Source organism: Streptomyces sp. NPDC051183 (assembly GCF_040682455.1).
GTDB lineage: Bacteria > Actinomycetota > Actinomycetes > Streptomycetales > Streptomycetaceae > Streptomyces.
Genome location: NZ_JBFBBA010000039.1, coordinates 3,642 through 25,935, shown reverse-complemented (window position 1 = coordinate 25,935; position 22,294 = coordinate 3,642). Strand labels below are relative to the sequence as shown.

The window sequence follows — 22,294 nt, the reverse complement described above, 5'->3', positions numbered from 1 at the left end:
GTCTCTTGACCTGAGGGAGACGAAGCCGGAGTTCTCGTCGCCGCCCGCCACGGTCCCAGCCAAATCTCCGTCCCCGTGTCCAGGGGCTACGCACAGAGCCCCCTGTACAGAGGGGACGGAAACCTCTCCACAGTCTCCGCCCGGCGGTGCGAACGTCCTGTCGCGCCAGCCTCGCTCCGTCGGGCGGTAACAGCACGGCCCATCCCCCCATACCAGAGCGCCGAGTCACGGACGGTCCCGTGACTCGGCGCTTTGTCATGTCCGGCTTGGCCGGCGGGCCGCGATGGCCTGCGGGTCCCAGCCGGGCCCCGGTACGGAGTCCAGGAGCAGCCGCGTGTACGCGTGCTCCGGGGCCGCCAGCACCGAGGCCGTCGGGCCCTGCTCCACGATCCGGCCGGAGTTCATGACCACCAGGGAGTCGGTCACCGCCCGTACGACGCCCAGGTCGTGCGTGATGAAGAGGTACGCGATCTCCGTGCGGGTCCGGATGTCGGCCAGCAGGTTCAGGATCTGCGCCTGCACGGAGACGTCCAGGGCCGCCACCGCCTCGTCCAGCACCAGGACCGCGGGCTCCACGGCCAGGGCCCGGGCGATGGCGACGCGCTGGCGCTGGCCGCCGGAGAGTTCGCGCGGGCGCGCCGCCGCCTCCCGTTCGCCCAGGCCCACCTGGTCCAGCAGTTCGCGGACCCGCGGGCGCGGGTCGCGGTCCGGGAAGTGCAGCCGCAGGGTCTCCCGCAGCACCTCTCCCGCGGGGACCCTCGGATCCAGGGACAGCAGCGGGTCCTGGAAGACCAGCTGGACCTCGCGCGCCCTGCGCAGCCGGGCGGCGCGGCCGCGGGCGGCGGGCTCGCGCACGGTTCCCCGTACGCGCACCTCGCCCGCGTCCGCCTGTTCCAGGCCGGTCACGATGCGGGCCGTGGTGGTCTTGCCCGAGCCGGATCCGCCGACGATGCCCAGCGAGCCGCCCGCCGGGACGGTGAACGACACGTCGTCCACCGCGCGCGTGGCGCCGTACGTGCGGCGAAGGCCGCGGACTTCCAGTGCCGGGTTCATCGCGGGACCTCCGAGTGGTGGCAGGCCACGCCCGCGCGCGGGACCGGGACCTCGGCGCCGCACAGGTCGGTGGCGCGGGCGCAGCGCGGGGCGAAGGCGCATCCGGTGAGGACCGTACGCAGGTCCGGCGGCCGGCCCGGGATGGCGGGGAGCGGGCCGGGCGGGGCCTCCAGGCGCGGGGTCGCGGCCAGCAGGGCTCGGGTGTAGGGGTGGCGGGGGTGCTCGAAGAGGGTCGCGGCCGCGCCGGTCTCCACGATGCGGCCGGCGTACATGACGTAGACGCGGTCGCTGATGGCGGCGGCGAGTTCGAGGTCGTGGGTGACGAAGAGCAGCCCGCAGCCCTCGCGTTCGCGGAGCCGGGTGAGCAGGGCGATGGTCTCGGCCTGGGTGGTGGTGTCGAGGGCGGTGGTGGGTTCGTCGGCGAGCAGCAGCCGGGGGCCGGGCAGCAGCGCGGCGGCGATCATGACGCGTTGCAGCATGCCGCCGGAGAGTTCGTGCGGGTACTGGCGCAGGATGCGCGGGGGCAGGCCGACCGCGTCGAGGAGTTCGGCGAGGCGGCCGTCGGGTGCCTTCGCGGAGGCGTACCGCACGCCCTCGGTGAGGAAGTCGCCGAGGCGGCGCAGCGGGTCCATGGCCGCCCGGGGGTCCTGGAAGATCATCGAGGCGGTGGAGGCGCGGAGGCCGCGCAGCCGGTCCGGGGCCATGGCCAGTACGTCCTCGCCCGCCACCCGTACGGTTCCGGCGGCCGTCGCACCCGGCGGCAGCAGGCCGAGGGCGGCGCGGGAGGTGAGGGACTTGCCGGAGCCGGACTCCCCCACGAGGGCGACGGTCTCGCCGGCCCGGACGGTGAGGTCGACCCCGGCCAGCACGGGGCGCGGCAGGCCCGGGAGGGTGAGGTGGAGCGACTCCACCTCCAGCACGGGGGCGGGGCTCGTGCTCATGCGGTCCTCCCTGCGACCCGGTCGGCGAAGCGTTCGCCGACGACGTTGAAGGCGACGACGGTGAGGATCACCGCGAGGCAGGGGGCGAGCGCGGAGAGCGGCGCCCCTTCGAGGATCGCGGACTGGCCGTCGTTGATCATGGCTCCCCAGTCGGGGGTGAGCGGTGGCACGCCGAGGCCGAGAAAGGACAGGGCGGCCAGGTCGAGGAGGGCGTAGCCGAAGTTGACCGTGGACTGGGCGAGGACGACCGGGGCGATGTTCGGGACGAGGTGGCGCACGCAGATCCGCAGCCCGGAGAAACCCTGGACCCGGTACGCCGCGAGGTACGGCTTGCCCGCCTCGGCGAGCGCGAGGCTGCGCGCGAGCCGGCTGACGAAGGGGGTGTACGCGAGGGAAAGCGCGACCACGGGGGCGATCAGCCCGCGCCCGTAGAGGGAGACGAGCAGCATCGCCAGCAGCAGCCCGGGGAAGGCGAGCAGCAGTTCGCCGGTACGGGAGAGCAGGGCGTCGAGCCAGCCGCCGCGCCAGGCGGCGGTGACTCCGATGGCCGCGCCGAGCAGGGTGGACAGGGCGACGACGCCGAGCGGGCCGAGGAGCGAGGTGCGGGCGCCGGTGATCAGGCGGGACAGGGTGTCGCGGCCGCTGATGTCCCCGCCGAGCAGCAGGTCGGGGGTGGGGTTGGCGAGGGAGGCCGCGAAGTCGACGGCATTGGGGTCGTGCGGCGCCAGCCAGGGCGCGGCGAGGGCGGTCAGGACGACGAGCGCGGCGAAGCCGAGGCAGGCGCGGTGGAGCAGGGAGCCGCCGCCCCCGGCCTTGCGGCGGGGTCTCGTGGTGGAGCGGAGCAGCAGAGCGGTCATTCGGAGCTCCTCGCGCCGAGCCGGACCCGGGGGTCGATGAGCGGGTGGACGAGGTCGACGGCGAGGTTGACGAGGACGAAGAGGCCGATGGTGAGGAGGGAGATCGCCTGGACCACCGGGAAGTCCTTCACGGTCACCGACTTGGCGAGGAACTCGCCGAGCCCGCCGAGGCCGAAGGCCGACTCCACGAGGATCGTGCAGACCATCAGCCCGGAGATGGCGAGCCCGGCCTGGGTGACGACCGTGCCGAGCGCGCCGCGCAGCACGTGGCGGCGTACGACGGTCCGTTCGGGCACGCCCCGGCTGCGGGCGACGGTGACGTGGTCCTGGGCGAACTGCTCCAGCAGGGCCGCCCTGGTGACGCGGGCGAGGACCCCCACGAACGGCAGGGCCAGTGCCACGGCCGGCAGGGCGAGGTGGTGGAGGGTGGAGAGGAAGCCGTCTCCGCTGCCGAGTACGGGGAACCAGCCGAGCCGCACCGAGAAGAGCGACAGCAGCAGGATCGCGGCGATGAACGACGGCGTGGCGACGGCGACCGAGGTGGCGACGAGGACGGCGCGGTCGGTGCGGCCGCCGCGGACGGCGGCGAGCAGGCCGAGCAGGAGCCCGCCGGCGATGACGAGGGAGGCTGACATTCCGATCAGGGAGAGGGTGACGGGGATGCGGGCCGAGACCAGGTCCAGGACGTCGCTGCGGTACTGGACGGAGGTGCCGAGGTCTCCGGTGACGGCTCCGGCGAGCCACTTCCCGTACTGCACGAAGAACGGGTCGTCGAGGTGGTAGTGCTCGCGGATGGCGGCCAGGGCCTGGGGGTTGGCCCCGCGGCCGCCGAGGAGGAAGGTCTCGGGCCTGCCGGGGGCGAGGCGGATGGAGGCGTAGACGAGGAACGAGGCGATGAGCAGGGTGACGAGGAGCTCGCCGAAACGTCTCAGCAGGAAGCGGATCACGCCCGGGTTCATCAGGAGGCACCCACTTCCGCGGCCCACGGGGAGTACATGTACGAGATCGTCGTCGGGGCGCCGGTGATGCGCTTGTTCAGGAAGACGGTGCCCGGGTATTCGGCGACGGGCAGGCACACGGCCTCGTCGGCGGCCATCCTGGCGAGCCGGGCGGTGACGGCCCCGCGCTTGGCCGGGTCGTATTCGGCGCTCGCCTCGTCTACGACCGCGTCGTACTCCGGGTTGCTGTGGCCGCCGTAGTTCTCGAACTGGTCGGTGCGGAAGTTGGAGTACAGGCTCAGCGGGTCGGTGATCGAGAAGTAGTAGGTGTAGGGGAAGAGGTCGAGTCCCTTGCGGGCCTCCGCGTCGGAGAACAGCGCGGTGAAGGCGTCGGGCGCGATGGTCCGGATCTCCACGTCCAGGCCGATCCGGCGGCCGGCGTCCTGGACCGCGATGGCGAGGAGCGCGACGTCCGGGCCGACCGGGCTGGAGGCGACGGTGACCTTCCTGCCGCGCGCGCCGGCCTCCTCCACGAGGCGTTTCGCCTGCTCCAGGTCGCGGTGGACCGGGGGCAGCGCGGCGAGTTGCCCGGCCACCTGCTCCGGCGGGACTCCGCGCCAGGTCTCCTTGGCCACCAGTGAGCCGGTGGGCGAGGCGGCGCCGCGCATGGCGCCCTTGGCGAAGCCCTCGCGGTCCAGGGCCAGCATCAGGGCGCGCCGGACCCGGACGTCGCCCAGGGTGCCGCCGAGGTCGGCGACCGCGAGGTTGATGTTGGTCAGGGCCTCCCCGGCGTAGAGCCGGCCGTTGTCGGCGGCGCGGAACCGCGACAGGGACTCCGGCGGGACCGCGAAGGAGCCGTCCACCTCACCGGTGAGCAGGGCGTTGGTACGGGCGGCGGAGTCGGGCAGGAAGCTGAAGGTGACGTGCCCGGCCTTGGCGCGCCGGCCCCAGTAGCCGTCGAAGCGGTCCAGGCGCAGGGACCGGCCCTGCTCCCACTCCCCCAGCCGGTACGGGCCCGTGCAGTCGAGGCCGCCGTCGGCGGTGCCGAAGGTCTCGCCCTGCTCCGCCAAGGCACGGGCATTGGCGACGGTGCCCGCGGAGTTGGCCATGGCCTGCGCGAACAGCGCGTCGGGGCGCTTGAGGTGGACGGTGACCTGGAGCGGGCCGGTCTTCTCGACGGAGTCGACGTTCTTGAAGTCCTCGGTCCAGTACGAGCCCAGCTCGGGGTCGAGGTGCCGGTTCAGGCTGGCGACGGCGTCGTCGGCGGTGAGGGCGGCGCCCGAGTGGAAGCGCACGTTCGGGCGCAGGTCGTAGACCCAGGTGGTGGGGTCGGGGTTCGTGGCCCTCTCGGCGAGGCCCGGCTCCATGGTGAGCTGCGGGGTCCAGCGCATCAGGGATTCGCAGACGTTGGCGAGGACGGTGTTCTGCGGGTAGTCGAAGGCGTAGATGTAGTCGAGGACGGGCGGTTCGGCGTAGAGGGCCCAGGTGAAGCCGTCGATGTCGCCGCGGGCGGGGGGTGTGGCGGTGGAGAGGTGTGTTCCGGTGGTGCCGGCGCCACCGGCCGGGGCCGCGCAGCCCGCGCCCGTGAGGATCAGGGCGAGGACTGCGGCGGCGGGACCGGCCAGGCGGTGCCGTGAGGGGATCGGCATGCACGCTCCTTGGCGGAGGGGCCCCGGACGGGGCCTGGAGGGCCGGGGCCCTACGGGGCGAGTGGCTCGGTGAGCTGGCCGTACAGCTCGGGGCGGCGGGTCTGGAGGAGGCCGAACTCCAGCCAGTCGCGGCGCTGGTCGAGGTCGAGGTCGGCGACGAGTACGGCGGGGCGGTCCCGGGGCGCGCGCAGCACGATGCGGCCGTAGGGGTCGGAGATGAAGGAGGAGCCGTAGAAGGTGGAGCGGCCCTCGGTGCCGATCCGGTTGGGCACGATCATGAAGAGGGCGTTGGCGAGTCCGTTGGCGCTGATGGCGTGCTCCCACATGGGCCGGGTGTCGAAGTCCGGCAGGTCCACCTCGGAGCCGATGGCGGTGGGGTGCACCAGGATCTCTGCCCCGTGCAGGGCGTAGGCACGGGCGAGCTCGGGAAACCATTCGTCCCAGCAGGTGGGGAAGCCGAACCGGGCCCCTTCGTGGGAGACCACCGGGAATCCGCTGTCGCCGGGGCGGAAGCACAGGTCCTCGCGGTAGCCGGGGAAGGCGGGGATGTGGTTCTTGCGGGTCCGGGCGATCACCTTGCCGTCCCGGTCCACGCAGACGGCGGTGTTGTAGCCGAGGCCGCCGTCCTCGGCGCGCTCGTAGAGGGAGGCGTGGACGGTGATGTCGAGCTCTGCGGCGAGAGCGGCGGCCAGCCGGGCGGTGGGCCCGGTCTCCAGGTCCTCCAGGTACCGGGCGGCGCCGGCGGCCATCGGGTCGTCGGTGTTGCAGAAGTACGGGCTGCGGGTCAGTTCCGGCAGGCAGACGACCTTGGCGCCTTCGGCGGCGGCCAGCCGGGCGCCCTCGCGCAGCCGCTCGTCGTGCTCGTCCTCGTCGGAGTACCAGCGCATCTGGACGAGGCCGACGCGCAGCGGGGTGCGCTCGGCGGGCTCCGTCCGGGCCGGGGAGCCGAGCGGGGAGCCGTAGGAGGTGAGGAGTTCGTACGTCGTCACGCGCGGGCCGCCTTCGGGAGCTGCTGGGTGATGCAGTGGATGCCGCCGCCGCCGTAGGCGAGGACGGGGGTCGGTACGCCGACCACCTTGCGGCCGGGCAGGGCGGCGGCGATGACGGCGAGGGCAGCCGCGTCGGTCCCGGACCGGCCGTCGCCGCCGACGGGGACCACGCAGCCGCCGTTGGCGAGGTAGAAGTTGAGGTAGCAGACCTCGACGGGGGTGCCCGCCACCTCCCCGTACGCGGTCTGCGGTACGGGCACGACCTCCAGGGCGCGGCCGCGGGCGTCGGTGGAGGCCTCCAGGACGGCGAGGTTGGCGCGCATCCGGGCGTAGTCGGGGTGCCCGGGGTCCTCGGGGAGGGAGACGACCACCTTGGCGGGGGCGACGAAGGCGGCGACGCCGTCCACGTGGCCGTCGGTCTCGGTGTCCTCCAGGCCGCCGTAGGGCAGCCAGATGACCTTCTCGATGCCGAGGCGGCGCCGCAGCTCTTCCTCCATCTCGGTGCGGCTCATGCGCGGGTTGCGGTTGGGGTGCAGCAGGCACTGCTCGGTGGTGATGAGCGTGCCCTCGCCGTCGACGGTGATGGCTCCGCCTTCGAGGATCATCGAGGAGTGGACGCGTTCCACGCCGAGCCGGTCGAGGAGGAGCGAGGCGAGCTTGTCGTCGGCGGTCCAGGGGTAGTGCTTCTCGCCCCAGGCGTTGAAGCGGAAGTCGACGCCCACGCGGTTGCCCCGCTCGTCGTGGGCGAAGATCGGGCCGGAGTCGCGCAGCCAGGAGTCGTCGGCCGGCAGCTCGATGACCTCGACGCCGTGGCCCTCGGCCGCGGCGTCGCCGAAGGCGGTGCGGGCCTCGTCGGCCAGGCCGGGCGCGGCGATCATGATCACGTGCTCGAAGCCTGCGATGGCCAGGGCCACGGCCGCGTACTCGCGCTTGGCCGCCTCGTGGGCCGGCCCCCACAGGGACGCGCGGGTCGGCCAGACCATCAGGCAGGCCTCGTGCTCGGCCCACTCGGCGGGCATGCGGGGGCCCGGCGGACTCTGCGCGGTGCGCGGGGACTGCGAGGGCTGCGAGGGCTGCGTGGATTGCGTGGACATCGGGGGTGGCTCCCTTGATGCGGTCGGGCCGGTACACCCACCACTCGGCATCCTGACTGAAATTTCAGTCAGGACCAGATGGACTGAAAATCCAGTCAGGTGGTCGGTGGGAGCTATCGTGGGACCTGACTGAAAGATCAGTCAAGGGGTATCCGACCGAAAGGTGCGAGCCGGCGTGGCCGATCGTCAGACGTTGATCTTGGAAGCAGCGGTACGAGTCATCGCACGCAGCGGCGTCAGAGGGCTGCGGGTGGAGGAGCTGGCCGCCGAGGCCGAGGTCTCCACCGCGCTGCTCTACTACCACTTCAAGGACCGCGCGGGCCTGATCCAGCGCACCCTGGCCTTCATCAGCGACCGCGCCACCGGCTACACCGACGAGGCCGTGTCCGGCACCGAGGACGCCCGCACCGTCCTGCTCCAACTACTGCTGAGCGAGCTCCAGGACACCGACCGGGTCCGCGAGAACAGCATCGCCTGGGGCGAGCTGCGGGCCAGCGCCATCTTCGACACCGAGCTGCGCGCGACCCTGGCCGAGTCCACCCGGAGCTGGACCCAGGACACCGCCGAGGCCGTCTCGGACGCCCAGGCCGCAGGCCTCGCCGACCTGCGCGTGAGCCCGCTCGATGTCGCGGACCGGCTGACCGCCCTGGTCGAGGGCCTGAGCGAGCGCTGGCTGAGCGGCTCCCTGACCCTGGAGCGGGCCCGCGAACTGCTCGCCGGCGCCGTGGACGCGGAACTCGGCCCCCGCCCCGAGTAGCCGGCCGCGCGGGACCGCGGAAACGCACCCGGGACGCAGAACGACCCCCGTTCCTCCTCCGGGAGGGACGGGGGTCGTGCGTACTGCTGCCGCTACCGCGGGGACCGTCAGACGGTCAGCGGGCGGATCGCGGTCGGGGCGTGGCCCGGCTCGGTCGCCAGCTCCTCGAACTCGGTGACGTCACTCATGTCGACCGTCTTGCTCATCGAGATGTTGGTGACGCGCTCCAGGATGGCCTCGACGACGACCGGGACGCTGTACTCGGCGGCCAGCTTCTTGGCCTCCTCCAGAGCGGCACCCAGCTCGTTCGGGTCCTGGACGCGGATCGCCTTGCAGCCCAGACCCTCGACGACCTTGACGTGGTCGACGCCGTAGACACCCAGCTCGGGGGCGTTGATGTTCTCGAACTCGAGGTTGACCTCGAAGTTGATGCCGAGACCGCCCTGCGCCTGGCGGATCAGACCCAGGTAGGCGTTGTTCACCAGGACGTGGACGTACGGGATCTTGTGCTGCGCACCGACCGCCAGCTCCTCCAGCATGAACTGGAAGTCGTAGTCGCCGGAGAGGGCGACGACCGGGGTCTGCGGGTCGGCGGTGGCGACACCCAGCGCGGCCGGGATGGTCCAGCCGAGGGGGCCGGCCTGGCCGCAGTTGATCCAGTGGCGCGGCTTGAAGACGTGCAGCATCTGCGCGCCGGCGATCTGGGAGAGGCCGATGGTGGTGACGTAGCGCGTCTCCGGGCCGAAGGCCTTGTTCATCTCCTCGTAGACGCGCTGCGGCTTCATGGGGATGTTGTCGAAGTGCGTGCGGCGCTGGAGCGAGCCCTTGCGCTCCAGGTGCGAGGCGACCCAGGCGCTGAAGTCGGGCAGCTTGCCCTCGGCCTTGAGCTCCTTGGCGACCTCGATGAAGATCGTCAGCGCGGCCTTGGCGTCGGAGACGATGCCCAGGTCCGGGGCGAAGATCTTGCCGATCTGGGTGGGCTCGATGTCGACGTGGACGAACTTGCGGTCGCCCAGGTACGCGTCCAGGTTGTAACCGGTGTGACGGTTGGCCCAGCGGTTGCCGATGCCGAGGACGAAGTCCGACTCCAGGAACGTCGCGTTGCCGTAGCGGTGCGAGGTCTGGACACCGACCATGCCGGCGGCCAGCTCGTGGTCGTCCGGGATGGTGCCCCAGCCCATGAGGGTGGAGATGACCGGGACGCCGATGAGCTCGGCGAACTCGACCAGCAGGTCGGAGGCGTCGGCGTTGATGATGCCGCCGCCGGCGACGATCAGCGGGCGCTCGGACGCGAGCAGGAACTGGATCGCGCGCTCGGCCTGCTTGCGGGTCGCGGCCGGCTTGTGCACGGGCAGCGGCTCGTACAGGTCGGGGTCGAACTCGATCTCGGTCAGCTGGACGTCGATCGGCAGGTCGATGAGGACCGGGCCCGGACGGCCGGAGCGCATCAGGTAGAAGGCCTCCTGGAACACGCCGGGGACCTGCGCGGCCTCCAGGACCGTGGTGGCCTTCTTGGTGACCGGCTTGGCGATCGACGCGATGTCGACGGCCTGGAAGTCTTCCTTGTGGAGCTTGGAGACCGGGGCCTGACCGGTGATGCACAGGATCGGGATCGAGTCCGCGATGGCCGAGTACAGGCCAGTGATCATGTCGGTGCCGGCGGGGCCGGAGGTACCGATGCAGACGCCGATGTTGCCCGGGGTCGTGCGGGTGTAGCCCTCCGCCATGTGCGAGGCGCCCTCGACGTGGCGGGCCAGCGTGTGGTTGATGCCACCGACGTTCTTGAGCTCGCGGTAGAACGGGTTGATCGCAGCGCCGGGCACGCCGAACGCTTGCGAAACGCCCTCGCGCTTGAGGATCTCCACTGCAGCGGCGGCGGCTGTCATACGAGGCATCGAGTTCTCCTGCGGGTCTGACGGTCAGGCTTTTCCGTAATCCGGAAGTTTTGTTCTGCTATACGGAACAAGCTAAGCGGCGACTTCGCGCACGTCAAGGCGATACGGCTGCCAGGAACCCACCAAAAGCCGCGTCTTGGGCGGTGAGCTGTACGAATGTCCAGCGCTCGACGGAAATTCGAGGACCGCCTCGCCCCGGTGGTAGCTGGTGGTGGAGCATGGAGCTACGCACGGCGACGGAGGGGATCCAGGACTCATGGCGGATGCGGTACCGGTGCGCTGCCCGGCGTGCCTGCGCGAGAACAGCTACGTCGCCCCGGTCTTCCCCTGCGCCTGCGGGAGCCCGGTCACCCCGCCGCTGGACCTGGCGGGACCGCCCGAGCCGCTGACCCATCGCACCTGGTCGGACAGCTGGGTGGCGGTACGGTGCACCGCCTGCGGGCGGGAGAGCGAGTGGCCGCACCCGGAGCTGGGGTGCGGGTCCTGCGGGACGGTGGTGCAGATTCCGGTGCATCCGCTGGAGACCCCGGAACCGGTTCCGGGTCCCGAGCCGGGTCCGGCTCCCGGGCGTACGGGCGAGGTACGGCCGCCGCAGCGCACGGCGCCCCTGCGGCCGCAGGCTCCGGCGGAGCCCGGACCGGCGCACGCCCCGCCCGCGACGCCGCCGGCGGCTCCGGTGCCGCGGCCCGCCTTCCACCCGGTGACCATCCGTACGGCCCGCGACGCAGTGGCCACGGCCGCGCTGTACCTGCGCTGGCTCGGCTTCCAGGACGTACGGCAGCCCGACGGGCGGCCGATCCCGTCGGCGGCGGTGGACCTGCGGGCTCCGGGCCTGGTCGCGCAGGTGGATCCGACCACGGCGCCGGCCGGGCTGCGGGCGGTGGAGTGCGTCTGGCTGAACGGCCTGACGGCCTCCGCGACCAGCGTCTACTTCGCGCTCGCCGGATACACCCAGGACGCGCGCACGCGCGCGGACGATCTGGGGATACCGCTGTTCGTCATGGACCTCACCGGCATGCCGCAGCCGGTCAACGACCCGGCGGACGCACTCGTCGGCGGCGGGGCCTGAGGGCCCCGTCCCCTTAAGCTCGGAGGCATTAGCTGCCTTTTCCCGCCGAGGAGAGCTCGATGAGCCTGTACGACATCCCGCTGACCACCCTGTCCGACGAGCCCACCAGCCTCGCGGCCCACAAGGGCAAGGCGATCCTGCTGGTGAACACCGCGTCGCAGTGCGGGCTCACTCCCCAGTACTCGGGCCTGGCCCGGCTGCAGTTCAAGTACGAGGAGAAGGGCTTCACCGTCATCGGCGTGCCCTGCAACCAGTTCGGCGAGCAGGAGCCCGGCACCGCCGACGACATCCAGACCTTCTGCGCCGCGGGCTTCGGCGTGACCTTCCCGATGCTGGAGAAGACCGAGGTCAACGGCGAGAACCGGCACCCGCTCTACCAGGAGCTGGTGCAGACCCCCGACGCGGAGGGCGCCGCGGGCGACATCCAGTGGAACTTCGAGAAGTTCCTGATCTCCCCCGCCGGCGAGGTCGTGGCACGCTTCCGGCCGCGCACCGAGCCCGAGTCCCCCGAGGTCGTCGCGGCCATCGAGGCGCTGCTGCCCGCGTAGGGCCGACGCGGACACCCCTCAACGCCGACAGCCCGGGCCGTTTCCGGCCCGGGCTGTCGGCGTTCGAGGGACTACCTGACGGCCAGGGCGTCGAGGTAGGACCGCACGTTGCGGCGCGTCTCCGGCACGCTGTCGCCGCCGAACTTCTCCGCGACCGCGTCGGCCAGCACCAGCGCGACCATGGCCTCGGCCACGATGCCCGCGGCCGGGACGGCGCAGACGTCCGAGCGCTGGTGGTGGGCCGCCGCGGCCTCGCCCGTGGCCACGTCGACGGTGGCCAGGGCCCGCGGCACGGTCGCGATGGGCTTCATCGCGGCCCGTACGCGCAGCAGCTCGCCCGTCGTCAGGCCGCCTTCGGTGCCTCCGGAGCGGCCGGAGGTGCGGCGGATGCCGTCCGGGGTCGGCACGATCTCGTCGTGGGCCCGCGATCCCGGCACCCGCGCGAGGTCGAAGCCGTCGCCGACCTCGACGCCCTTGATGGCCTGGATGCCCATCAGGGCGGCGGCCAGCCGGGCGTCCAGGCGGCGGTCCCAGTGGACGTGCGAGCCCAGACCGACCGGCACTCCGTACGCCAGGACCTCCACCACCCCGCCCAGGGTGTCGCCCTCCCGGTGGGCCCGGTCGATCTCGGCGGCCATCGCCTCCGAGGCCCGCGCGTCGAGGCAGCGCACCGGGTCCGCGTCCAGCCGGTCCACGTCGCCGGGGACCGGGCAGAGGCCGTGCGGGGCCTTGGCGGCGGCCAGTTCGACGACGTGCGAGAGGATCTCGATGCCGGCCGTCTCCCTGAGGTACGACCTCGCCACCGCGCCCAGTGCCACCCGGGCCGCCGTCTCCCGGGCGCTGGCGCGCTCCAGGACCGGGCGGGCCTCGTCGAAGCCGTACTTCTGCATGCCGGCCAGGTCGGCGTGGCCGGGGCGGGGCCGGGTCAGCGGGGCGGCCCTGCCGAGGTCCGCGAGGACCTCCGGGTCCACGGGGTCGGCCGACATGACCTGCTCCCACTTGGGCCACTCGGTGTTGCCCACCATGACCGCGACGGGCGAGCCCAGGGTCAGGCCGTGGCGGACACCGCCGAGGAAGGTGACCTCGTCGCGCTCGAACCTCATCCGCGCGCCGCGTCCGCGGCCGAGCCGCCGCCGCGCCAGGTGGTCGGCGACCTCCTGCGTGGTGATCGGTATGCCGGCGGGAACGCCCTCCAGGATCGCCACCAGTGCCGGTCCGTGGGACTCCCCCGCGGTGAGCCAGCGCCACCTGCTCAACTGAGGGCCCCCTCGCGTACGGCCGGGAGCTCCGGGTCGCGTGCGGGGCGGCGGCGCAGCTCGGCGGCGGCGCTGACCAGGGTGAGCAGCAGGGTGATCCCCACACCGCCGAGGATGGCCACCACGGGCGTGGAGCCCGAGAGGACGGTCGCCGCCACGGAGGCGGTGATGGTGTAGCCGACGCCCTGCACGGCGTACTGGATGGAGTAGCCGGCCGTGTGGGCGTGCTCCGGGAGGCGCTCGCGCAGGCTCATGCTGCGGGTGACCATCACGCCCGCCTGGAAGACGCCGGCCGCGAGGAAGGCGAGGGCGATGCCGACGAGGTTGGTGAACACCGCGGACAGCGCGACGCAGACCGAGGTGATCAGCAGGAAGACCAGGCTCTGGCTCCGCACCGTGCCCGGCCAGGTCCGCAGGCCGTAGAGGAACGCGCCGGCCGCGCTGGTCAGGGAGAACAGGGCGAGCAGGGCCCCGGCCCAGTTGACGGTGAGCTGCCGGTATTCCAGGAGCGGGGTGAGGGCGAGCTCCGCGGTGGCCAGCATGGACATCGCACCGGCGCTCGTCAGGTAGATGGGCCAGGCGGAGGCGAGCACCCGGCCCCGGCCGGCGGCCCTGGCCTTCTCGTCCGTCTGCCCCGGGGCCCCCGCGTCGGCCTGGGCCTCGGCCTCGGGCAGGTAGGCGGGCAGCCGGAAGAGGATCACCGCGGCCGCGAGGAACCCGACCGCACCGACCGCCATCGGCGCGCTCGGCGAGGCGTTCACCGCGAGGACGACGACGAGCGCGGGAGCCCCGCCCCAGGTGATCTGGGTCAGGACGGTCTCGGCGCTCAGCGCCCGGGGTTCGTCGGCCTTGTCCACGAGGGCGATCAGCATCGACCGCATTCCGCCGGGGCCCGCGGCCGGCGCCGCGCCGGCCGCGAAGGCCAGTGCGGCGGTCACGGCCACCGGGGCTTCGGGGAACAGGGCGAGACCGGCGAACGCGGCGGCGCCGGCGGCCATGCCGACGGCCAGGTGGACGTGGAGACGCTTGGGGCGCATCCAGGCCCCGAGCACCACGGATCCCAGCACCTCGCCGAGGACGTAGGCGGCGGCCAGCGTCGCGCCCAGCGAGTAGCCGCCCGCGGTGTCGCGGACGAGGAACACCAGGCCCAGGGGGGCTACGGCGATGGGCAGCCTGCCGACGAAGGCGGCTGCCATCCACAGCAGGACGTTCCCTTTGAGGATCTTCCGGTAACTCATGGTCCTTCTTCTCTTCGCTTCTTGTTGCGGGTCGCCGGCCGTGGCGGGTGGGGGTCGGCCGCAAGCGCTCGTCAGACGAACAGCCCGGACAGGACGTCCTCGGTCTTCTCCGCGGCGGCCATGTCCTCGGCGACGAGGCAGTATTCGACCGTGCCGCCGTGCGTGCTGTCGTCGGAGGTGATGACGACGCCGGTCCGGGTCTCCGGGTCGAAGGCGAGGCCCAGTTCCCGGATCCGGTCGACGGCCTCCCGGAAGGACGGCACCTGCCAGTGGTGGCGCTGGATGAGGATGCGTTCCCGGAGGAAGTCCGGTCCCACGAGCTGCTCGGCCAGGTAGTTGATGTGGGTCGAGCCGCCGACGCGCCCGTTGAACTCGTTGATCAGGATGTCGCCGCCGGGCGTGACGATCGCGTCCACGCTGATCGGGCCGCGGTAGCCCATGGCGCGGACCGTCTCGCAGAGGCGGTGCGCCTCGGCGAGGAACTGCGGGAAGCCCGGGTGGTCGGCCGACTTCGCCGGAATGACCAGACCGTTGAAGATCGGGCCCATGAGCATCTCGCCGTGCCCGAAGAGCTCGGTCTCCTCCTCGCCGATCCGGAACTCGGCGTAGACGGGCACGCTGTCCGGGGTGTAGTCCTCGACGACCACCGGGCGGCTGTCGTCGTCCGAGTACCAGGACCACCGCTGGTCCAGGTGGCGGGCGAGGTCCTCCCGGCTGCTGAGGACGGTGACTTCGGGGGCGCCGATGGGGGTGACGCCGGAGTCGCGGCTGAGGATGGCGTTGCCGTAGCCGGCGACGTGGAAGTCCTTCTTCACGATGGCGTGCCGGTCCTGTCCGAGGAGTTCCCACAGGAACTCCTCGGCCTCGGCCCGGGCGAAGGCCACCACGCCCCTGGGGATGGGGTTGCCGATGCCGGCGGCCAGCGCCCGGAACGTCGCCTTGCTGTTGAGGAGTTGTCCGCCGCCCTGGTGGATGTAGCGGAATCCGGGGGTCGTGCGGCCGAGCTCCAGGGAGTGGGCGAGGCGCACGACCGGGCTGTCATAGTAGATCGGGAAGACCCGGTCGACGCCGGACTCCTCGGCGCTGCGCCGGAGTTCCTCGACGAACTGCCGGTCCTCCCAGCGCTCCGGGGTGAGGACGTCGACGCCCAGGGCGCCCGCGGGCGGCGCGAGGACGGTGATCCGGTCGCGGTCGGCGCCGGTCAGGGCGGTGACGTAGGCGAGGAACTCCTCGCTGGGTACGTGCGGTACGACGAGGACGTCGCCCTCGGAGGCGTACCAGATCATGCGCTGGGCGGTCACGCCTGCCGTCCTGCGGTGCTCCGCGGTGAGTTCCGCCAGGTCGCCGACCATCTGGGCGGTGCGGTTGTTGGCTATGAACAGGGTGCTCATCGAGTCTCCACGGTTGCTTCGAGCCGCTCGATCTGGTCGGCGACGGTCTGGGTGGGCAGCACCACGGCGCAGCGGCCGGCCGCGTAGTGCAGGGCGCTGCGGTGGTCTTCCGCGGTGAAGTCGGCCACGGCGTCGGCGACCAGGAAGGTCTGGATGTCGTTCGTGTACGACTCGACGGCGGTCGCCAGGACTCCGATGTTGGCGTAGATCCCGCAGATGACCAGCTGGTCGCGGCCCTGCTCGCGCAGGAAGCCGAGGAGTCCGGTGCGGTGGAAGGCGCTGTAGCGCCACTTGGTGTACACCTGGTCGCCCGGCCGCGGTGCGATGCCGTCGACGACCTCGCGCTGCTCGGGGCCGACCGTCATGCCCGGCCCCCAGAAGTCGCGCAGCAGGCCGCGGTCCTGCTCGCTCATGCCGCCGGGCTGGGCGGTGTAGGCCACCGGAATCCCCTGCGCGGCGCACTGCTCCCGCAGCTTGCGGACGTTGGCGGTGAGGGAGAGCACGGGGTCGGTGCCGGCCGGGAAGGCGTCGACGAAGTACCGCTGCATGTCGTGGATGAGCAGCACGGCGCGTGCGGGGTCGACCGTCCAGTCGGCCGTGTTGGCCGGGAGGTCGGCTTCGGCCGGCATCGGGTAGGGCTGGATTGCTGGCAGGGACACGGGAGTTGGGGAACCTCTCACTGGTGGGGCCAGGACTCGGCGACCGTGATGGCCTGACCGAGGTTGAGACGGGGGTCGCACAGCGTGGTGTAGGCCTCGCCCAGGGCGCTCAGCTCGGCCTCGTCCGCCCAGCACTCGACGACGGGGGCGGCGGTGGCTTCCAGGTGGAGCCCGCCCGGTACGCCGCCCTCCTGGAGCACGGCGGAGTGGAAGGCCTGGACCTCCCGTACGACGGTGGCGACGGAGCGGGTCTTGTGGCCGGCCGGTCCGGTGACGGTGTTGCCGTGCATGGGGTCGCACAGCCAGATCACCGGGTGCCCCGCGTCCCGTACGGCCGCGACGAGGGCGGGGAGGCGGTCGGCGACGAGGTCGGCGCCGAGCCGGGGGATCAGGGTGAGGCGGCCGGGCTGCCGGTTGGGGTCGAGGCGGTCGCACAGCGCGAGCAGGTGGGCGGCGTCCATGGCGGGCCCGACCTTGCAGGCCACCGGGTTGGCGACCTGGGAGAGCAGGGCGACGTGGGCGCCGTCGAGTTGGCGGGTGCGTTCGCCGATCCACGGCCAGTGCGCGGAGGTGAGGAAGGTCCGGTTGTAGGCGTCGCGGCGCAGTTGGGGCAGCTCGTAGTCGAGCAGGAGGGCCTCGTGGCTGCTCCAGAGCGGAGCGCCGTCGGAGCCGTCCTGGCGTTCGCGCAGCAGGCCGAGTACGTCCCCGGCCGCCTGGTGGCAGTCGAGCATGCGCAGCGGGTCGGGTGTGCGCAGCAGGGGGTCGAACTCCGGGCCGTTGACCATCGGACCGCGGTGTACGGGGAGTTCGACGCCGCCCCGCCGCTCGGTCGGCTGGGAGCGGGGTTTGGCGTACTGTCCGGCGATCCGGCCGACGCGGAGTACGGGCAGCCCGGAGCGCGCCTGGAGGACGCCGGCGAGGCACTCGGCGAGGCCTGCCTTGCGGGCCACGGCCTCGGGGGTGCGGTCGGCGGGGTCCTCGGCGCAGTCGCCCGCCTGGACGATCAGGGCGTTGCCGGCCGCGACCTCGGCGAGCAGCGTGCGCAGGCGCAGGATCTCGCGCGAGGGTACGAGCGACGGGCTGTCGCGGATCTCGCGGACGGCCTTGGCCAGGAGGTCCTGGTCGGGCCAGTGCGGCTGCTGCGCGGCGGGCAGGGCGCGCAGCGCGTCGTGTTCGGCGGCGGCGAGCGGCAGCAGGGCCGCGTCGGTGGGGCGGGGACGGGTCAGGGTGTTCACCGGTTGCTCCCGGTCGGGGTGGGCGTGGCGGTCGGGTCGGCGAGGGCCGCGGTGACGAGTTGGCGGAGCAGCGCGGGCCCGTCCTCGGTCAGCAGGGACTCGGGGTGGAACTGGGCGGTGGCGAAGCCGGGTCCGCGCAGTCCGTGCACCTCGCCGGTGTGCGGGTCGCGGCTGACCTCCACGGTCCGGGTGGCGGGGCCGGTGACCGGGCCGGTGGCGGGCCCGGCGGCGTCGTGGTCCTCGTCGGTGGCGGTGTCCAGGCGGTCGGTGGCGGACCGGCCCGCGAAGGTGTTGTAGAACCCTGCTCGTGCGCGGCGGCCGAAGAAGTCGATCTCCTGCTGGAGACCCTGGTTCGGGGTCTCCTTGCGGACCAGCTCGACTCCGAGCAGCGAGGACACGACCTGGTGCCCGAGGCACACGGCGACCAGGGGGGTCCCGGCGGCCAGCAGCCGCCGGGCCAGCCGGCGCGAGGTGGCGATCTTGAGGTCCTCGGTGCGCCGGGGGTCCCCGGGCCCGGGGCCCAGGAGCACCAGATCCGCCCGGTCCAGGTCCTCGTCGGAGACCTCGCGCCAGGGATGTACGGTCACCGACGGCCCCAGGGAGCCCAGTTGGTGGGCGAGCATTGCGGTGAAGGTGTCCTCGTTGTCCACGACGGCCACCCGCAGCCCCGCGAGCTCGGGTACGGCGTACGCCCCGGCGGGCATCGGGTCCAGCCAGAACCGGGCGAGGCGTTCGTTGTACGAGGCGAGGCCCCTCCGCACCTCCGGGTGCTCGCCGAGCCGCCGGGCCGTGACGGGTACGGGGCGGTCGACGGTGGCGGCGTCGGCGGCCGCGGCCGCGGCCGGGTGCTCGCGCAGGACCGAGAGGAGTCCGGCGGCCTTCGCGTGCGTCTCGGCGACCTCGCTCTCGGGGTCGGAGTGGCGTACCAGGGTGGCGCCCACCCCGATCTCCAGCCGGCCCTCCGTATCGATCTCGGCGGTGCGGATGAGGATCGCGGAGTCCATGGCCCGGCGTCCGGCGGCGTCCCGGCCGACGAGCGCCAGCGCCCCGCTGTAGTACGAGCGGCCGCGGGGTTCGTACCGGTGCAGCACCTCGCAGGCGCTCTCCACCGGGCTGCCGGTGACCGTCGGGGCGAACATCGTCTCGCGCAGGATGTCCCGTACGTCGAGGCGGCTCTCGCCCCTGATGAAGTACTCGGTGTGGGCGAGCCGGGCCATCTCCTTGAGGAAGGGGCCCTCCACCCGCAGGCCCGGTTCGCAGATCCGGGACATCATCTTGAGTTCCTCGTCGACCACCATCTGCAGTTCCTCGCGTTCCTTGCGGTCGGCGAGGAGTCCGAGGGCTCCGGCGACGGTGGGGCCCGTCGCCGGATAGCGGTAGGTGCCGCTGATCGGGTTCATGGTGACCGTCCCCGACTCCAGGCTGACGTGCCGCTCGGGCGAGGCCCCGACGAGCGTCCGGTCCCCGGTGTGGACCAGGAAGGTCCAGTACGCGCCGGCCTCCCGGGCGAGGAGCCGGCTGAAGAAGGTGAGGGCGGCGGCCGGGGTGTAGCCGTCGATGGTGGCGGTGAACGCGCGCTTGATGACGAAGTTCGCGCCCGCGCCCTGGCCGATCTCCTCGGCGATCACCTTCCGCACGATCTGCGCGTACTCGGCGTCCGGGATGTCGAACGCCTCGTCGCGCAGGGCGAGCGGCGCCTCGGGCAGGGTGGCCAGGAACCGGCCGGTGGACAGGGAGTGCTGCTCGCGCACCTTGAGGACGGTCAGCGGGGCGCCGTCGTCGGTGCAGGTGTAGCCGCGTTCGGCGATCTGCCGGTACGGGAGCAGCGCCAGCAGGTCGTGACCGCCGGTCGCGGTGCCGGTCGCGGTGCCGGGGTCCTCGTCCAGCGGGATCGCGGCCAGGTGCTCGACCGTCGTGATGTCCCCGAGGAGGAGTTCGAGCCGGTCGGGGCCGGTTGCGTGCGGGCGGTGCAGCAGGGCGAAGGGGGTGCCGTCGAGTGGGACGGTGATGTCGCCGTCGAGGGGGCTGGTGTCCGTGGTAACCATGTCGCTCTTCCTTGTCGAACCGTGTCAGCCCTCGGAGTCCTGCGCGAGATCCGTCAGGAAGCCGTCGATGTGGTGGTGGAGCAGGGGTGCGCGGGTGGCGTCGAGTGCTTCGAAGTGGGTGCACTCCAGTTCCCGTACGCGCAGTTGCGGTGCGCGCCGCGCCCACTGCCCGAGCTGGTCGGAGTGCCGGTCGGCGGTGCAGGAGACCAGCAGCGCGGGTCCGGTGTGGGCGTCGGACGCCCGGTGGGCGTAGGCGGCTTCCAGGTGGGCGGCGGCGACCTCGCGCAGCCGCTCGCCCTGTTCGCCGTCGGGCCGCGAACCCATGGACCGGCCGATGCGGTCCAGGAACGCCTCGCGGTCGGTGCCGGGCCGGGCGGAGAGCTCGGCGTAGCTGTCCACCATGACCACGGCCGGGGCGGGGGCGCCGCCCTCCTGCGCGAGCCGGGCGGCCAGTTCCCAGGCCAGTACGCCGCCGAGGGACCAGCCCACGAGGTACCGGGGCGGGCGGGGCAGGGTGCGCAGTTCGGCGAGGTAGCGCTCGACCATGGCGGGTACGTCGCGGTCGGGCCGCTCGCCGGGCAGCAGTCCCGCGGCGCGGATGGCGTGGACCGGGCCCCGGCGGACGAGTTCGCCGGCCAGTTGGTAGTACGGGCTGATGCCGCCGCCGGCCGCGGGCAGCAGGACGGTCTGGTCGCCGCCTTCGCCCTCGCCGAGCGGGATGAGGAGCGGTGGGTGTGTGGTCGCTGTGGTCATGCCTTGTTCCTCCGTGCGGTGACGGCTTCGGCGAGGGCTCCCACCGTCGGCGCCTTGAAGAAGTCGAGGACCGGGATCCGTACGCCGAACCGGTTCTCGATCCGGGTGAGGGCGGTCAGTACGTTCAGGGAGTGCGCGCCCTGGTCGAAGAGGGAGCCGTGCACCGTCACCGGCCGGTCGAGCAGCGTGCTCCAGATCTCGCGCAGTCCCTCGACGAGCCACGGGTCGAGGCCCTCGGTGCTCTCGGGGTCCGCGTCGGCCGACGCGGTGGCGGGGAGCAGCTCGGGCAGTGCGCGCAGCAGCGCCGCCCGGTCCAGCTTCCCGTTGTGGCTGGTGGGGATGGCGGCCACGGTCAGGGCGTGGGCCGGGACCATGTAGGAGGGCAGTGTCGCGGCGAGCGCGGCGCGCATGTCCGCGGGACGGGCCGGGTGGCCCTCGTCCGGGACCAGGAAGAGCACCAACTCCCGCTGCGCGCCCTCCTTGTGGGCCGCAGCGACCGCGGCGCGGACGCCGGGTACGGCCAGGGCCGCGTTCTCCAGCTCGCCGAGTTCGACGCGGTGGCCGCGGATCTTGACCTGGTGATCGTCCCGTCCCGCGTAGACCAGCACCCCGCGCTCGTCGCGGAACACGACGTCGCCGGTGCGGTAGCGGCGTGCGTCCGGGCCGGCGCCGTACGGGTCGGGGACGAAGCGTTCCGCGGTCCGTTCGGGGTCGTTGACGTAGCCCTGGGCGGGGCAGTCGCCGCCGAGCAGCAGCTCGCCGGGGACGCCGGCCGGGGCCAGGTGGCCGGTGACGTCCACGACCTGGGCTCCGACGCCGGGGATCGGGAGGCCGATCGGTACGTGCGAGGGCCAGGGCTGGGTGTCGGCGGACAGTTCCTGCGCCGTGACGACATGGGTCTCGGTGGGGCCGTACATGTTGAACAGGCCGATGCCGGGGCGGCGGGCGAAGAACTCCTGCACTGCGCGGTCGACCTGCAACTGCTCGCCCGCGACGCAGATGTGACGGAGCGTCACCAATCCCTCGGCCAGTTCGTCGGCGGCGAGGGCGAAGGGGCGCAACGCCGCCACCGGGAGGTAGAGGTGGGTCACCCCGGTCTCGGCCACCCGTCGCACCAGGGAGGGCAGGTCGCGCCGGTCCACGGGTTCGCGGGAGATCAGCGTGCCCCCGGCGGCCAGGGTCGGGAAGATCTCCTGGAAGGAGACGTCGAAGCCGATCGGCGCGTACTGCATGAAGCGCGTGGTGGCGTCCATGGCGAGCACGTCGAGCTGCCAGCGGGTCAGGTTGACCAGAGCCCCGTTGCCCATGAGCACGCCCTTGGGACGCCCGGTGGAGCCCGAGGTGAACATGGCGTAGACGGGGTCCCCGGGGCCCCGCTCGGCGGGCGGAACTCGATGCGCCTGCCCGTCCCCCTCCGGGCGCGGGGCCGCCAGCAGCTCCGGGGTGAGGACGGTGGCGGCGCCGAAGCCGCCTTCGCCGACCACGAGCCGGCAGTCGGCCTGGGCGGTCATCATGTCGAGCCGCTCGGCGGGGAGTTGGGGATCGAGCGGGAGATAGGCGGCCCGGCGCTCCAGGATCGCCAGCACGCTCGCGACGGTCGCGGCCAGTCCCCGGGTGGCGACGCCGACGACGCTCTCGTGGCCCACGCCGCGGTCGGCCAGGCCGTCCGCGATGGCGCGTACGGTCCGCGCGAGCTCGCCGTACGACGTGCTGGCGCCGTCGGCGACGATGGCCGTCAGCTCGGGGTGTTCGGCCGCGGTGGCCATGACCCACTCGTACACGGTGGCGTACTCGGCGGACGTGACTCCGGCCCCGGACGCGGACGCGGACCCGGACGCGGACGCGGACCCGGACGCGGACGCGGACCCGGACGCGGACGCGGACCCGGACGCGGACGCGGACCCGGACGCGGACGCGGACCCGGACG

The 22,294-nt window shown here is 72.8% G+C and carries 19 protein-coding genes; 3 read left to right on the top strand and 16 right to left on the bottom strand.

The window, feature by feature from the left end:
• Positions 1 to 255 precede the first annotated feature (255 nt).
• The 7 genes from AB0M99_RS29025 to AB0M99_RS28995 are packed head-to-tail and all read right to left on the bottom strand — an operon-like array spanning position 256 to position 7,521.
• On the bottom strand, positions 256 to 1,053 hold the full coding sequence (locus tag AB0M99_RS29025; RefSeq protein WP_365925545.1) for an ATP-binding cassette domain-containing protein: 798 nt from the start codon (positions 1,051 to 1,053) through the stop codon (positions 256 to 258).
• Positions 1,050 to 1,994 carry an ABC transporter ATP-binding protein gene (locus AB0M99_RS29020; protein ID WP_365925543.1) on the bottom strand — a complete coding sequence of 315 codons (945 nt, stop codon included), beginning with the start codon at positions 1,992 to 1,994 and terminating at the stop codon, positions 1,050 to 1,052. Before AB0M99_RS29020 ends, AB0M99_RS29025 begins: the two co-directional genes overlap by 4 nt.
• Entirely contained in the window at positions 1,991 to 2,851 is an 861-nt protein-coding gene (locus AB0M99_RS29015; RefSeq protein ID WP_365925541.1) for an ABC transporter permease, read from the bottom strand. The genes AB0M99_RS29020 and AB0M99_RS29015 overlap by 4 nt, the downstream gene beginning before the upstream one ends.
• Positions 2,848 to 3,810 carry an ABC transporter permease gene (locus AB0M99_RS29010; RefSeq protein ID WP_365925539.1) on the bottom strand — a complete coding sequence of 321 codons (963 nt, stop codon included), beginning with the start codon at positions 3,808 to 3,810 and terminating at the stop codon, positions 2,848 to 2,850. Before AB0M99_RS29010 ends, AB0M99_RS29015 begins: the two co-directional genes overlap by 4 nt.
• Positions 3,810 to 5,438 (bottom strand): ABC transporter substrate-binding protein, encoded by a 1,629-nt coding sequence (locus AB0M99_RS29005; protein ID WP_365925537.1) that lies wholly within the window; start codon positions 5,436 to 5,438, stop codon positions 3,810 to 3,812. The genes AB0M99_RS29010 and AB0M99_RS29005 overlap by 1 nt, the downstream gene beginning before the upstream one ends.
• A 50-nt stretch (positions 5,439 to 5,488) precedes the next feature.
• Positions 5,489 to 6,427 carry a nitrilase-related carbon-nitrogen hydrolase gene (locus AB0M99_RS29000; RefSeq protein ID WP_365925535.1) on the bottom strand — a complete coding sequence of 313 codons (939 nt, stop codon included), beginning with the start codon at positions 6,425 to 6,427 and terminating at the stop codon, positions 5,489 to 5,491.
• The gene (locus AB0M99_RS28995) at positions 6,424 to 7,521 is read right to left on the bottom strand and encodes an agmatine deiminase family protein (protein WP_365925533.1); all 1,098 of its coding nucleotides are present in this window, start codon (positions 7,519 to 7,521) and stop codon (positions 6,424 to 6,426) included. Before AB0M99_RS28995 ends, AB0M99_RS29000 begins: the two co-directional genes overlap by 4 nt.
• A 199-nt stretch (positions 7,522 to 7,720) precedes the next feature.
• Between AB0M99_RS28995 and AB0M99_RS28990 the strand changes: the two genes are divergently transcribed.
• Entirely contained in the window at positions 7,721 to 8,278 is a 558-nt protein-coding gene (locus tag AB0M99_RS28990; RefSeq protein WP_365925638.1) for a TetR family transcriptional regulator, read from the top strand.
• Positions 8,279 to 8,385: 107 nt separating this feature from the next.
• Here the strand turns inward: AB0M99_RS28990 and gcl are convergent, their stop codons facing one another.
• Positions 8,386 to 10,164 (bottom strand): glyoxylate carboligase, encoded by a 1,779-nt coding sequence (gene gcl, locus AB0M99_RS28985; protein ID WP_365925635.1) that lies wholly within the window; start codon positions 10,162 to 10,164, stop codon positions 8,386 to 8,388.
• A 265-nt stretch (positions 10,165 to 10,429) separates the two neighbouring features.
• On the opposite strand from gcl, the gene AB0M99_RS28980 reads away from it, so the two are divergent.
• Positions 10,430 to 11,242, top strand: coding sequence for a hypothetical protein (locus tag AB0M99_RS28980; protein WP_365925531.1), 813 nt, complete (start codon positions 10,430 to 10,432; stop codon positions 11,240 to 11,242).
• Between the two features lie 59 nt (positions 11,243 to 11,301).
• Complete coding sequence (locus AB0M99_RS28975) at positions 11,302 to 11,790, top strand: glutathione peroxidase (RefSeq protein WP_365925529.1); 489 nt, start codon at positions 11,302 to 11,304, stop codon at positions 11,788 to 11,790.
• Between the two features lie 71 nt (positions 11,791 to 11,861).
• On the opposite strand, the gene aroC is transcribed toward AB0M99_RS28975, so the two are convergent.
• The 8 genes from aroC to AB0M99_RS28935 all read right to left on the bottom strand — a co-directional run bounded on the left by aroC (position 11,862) and on the right by AB0M99_RS28935 (position 22,133).
• Entirely contained in the window at positions 11,862 to 13,046 is a 1,185-nt protein-coding gene (gene aroC / locus AB0M99_RS28970) for a chorismate synthase (protein ID WP_365925527.1), read from the bottom strand.
• Positions 13,043 to 14,284: an MFS transporter gene (locus AB0M99_RS28965; RefSeq protein ID WP_365925525.1), complete on the bottom strand. Its 1,242-nt coding sequence runs from the start codon at positions 14,282 to 14,284 to the stop codon at positions 13,043 to 13,045. The genes aroC and AB0M99_RS28965 overlap by 4 nt, the downstream gene beginning before the upstream one ends.
• A 71-nt stretch (positions 14,285 to 14,355) precedes the next feature.
• Positions 14,356 to 15,675 (bottom strand): peptide ligase PGM1-related protein, encoded by a 1,320-nt coding sequence (locus tag AB0M99_RS28960; protein WP_365925523.1) that lies wholly within the window; start codon positions 15,673 to 15,675, stop codon positions 14,356 to 14,358.
• Positions 15,672 to 16,334 (bottom strand): isochorismatase family protein, encoded by a 663-nt coding sequence (locus AB0M99_RS28955; RefSeq protein ID WP_365925521.1) that lies wholly within the window; start codon positions 16,332 to 16,334, stop codon positions 15,672 to 15,674. Before AB0M99_RS28955 ends, AB0M99_RS28960 begins: the two co-directional genes overlap by 4 nt.
• A 17-nt stretch (positions 16,335 to 16,351) precedes the next feature.
• Positions 16,352 to 17,530, bottom strand: coding sequence for a 3-deoxy-7-phosphoheptulonate synthase (locus AB0M99_RS28950; RefSeq protein ID WP_365925633.1), 1,179 nt, complete (start codon positions 17,528 to 17,530; stop codon positions 16,352 to 16,354).
• A gap of 35 nt (positions 17,531 to 17,565) precedes the next feature.
• Positions 17,566 to 19,614 carry a chorismate-binding protein gene (locus AB0M99_RS28945; RefSeq protein WP_365925519.1) on the bottom strand — a complete coding sequence of 683 codons (2,049 nt, stop codon included), beginning with the start codon at positions 19,612 to 19,614 and terminating at the stop codon, positions 17,566 to 17,568.
• 24 nt (positions 19,615 to 19,638) lie between these two features.
• Positions 19,639 to 20,367: an alpha/beta fold hydrolase gene (locus tag AB0M99_RS28940; RefSeq protein WP_365925517.1), complete on the bottom strand. Its 729-nt coding sequence runs from the start codon at positions 20,365 to 20,367 to the stop codon at positions 19,639 to 19,641.
• On the bottom strand, positions 20,364 to 22,133 hold the full coding sequence (locus tag AB0M99_RS28935) for a non-ribosomal peptide synthetase (RefSeq protein WP_365925515.1): 1,770 nt from the start codon (positions 22,131 to 22,133) through the stop codon (positions 20,364 to 20,366). Before AB0M99_RS28935 ends, AB0M99_RS28940 begins: the two co-directional genes overlap by 4 nt.
• Between the last annotated feature and the right edge of the window lie 161 nt (positions 22,134 to 22,294).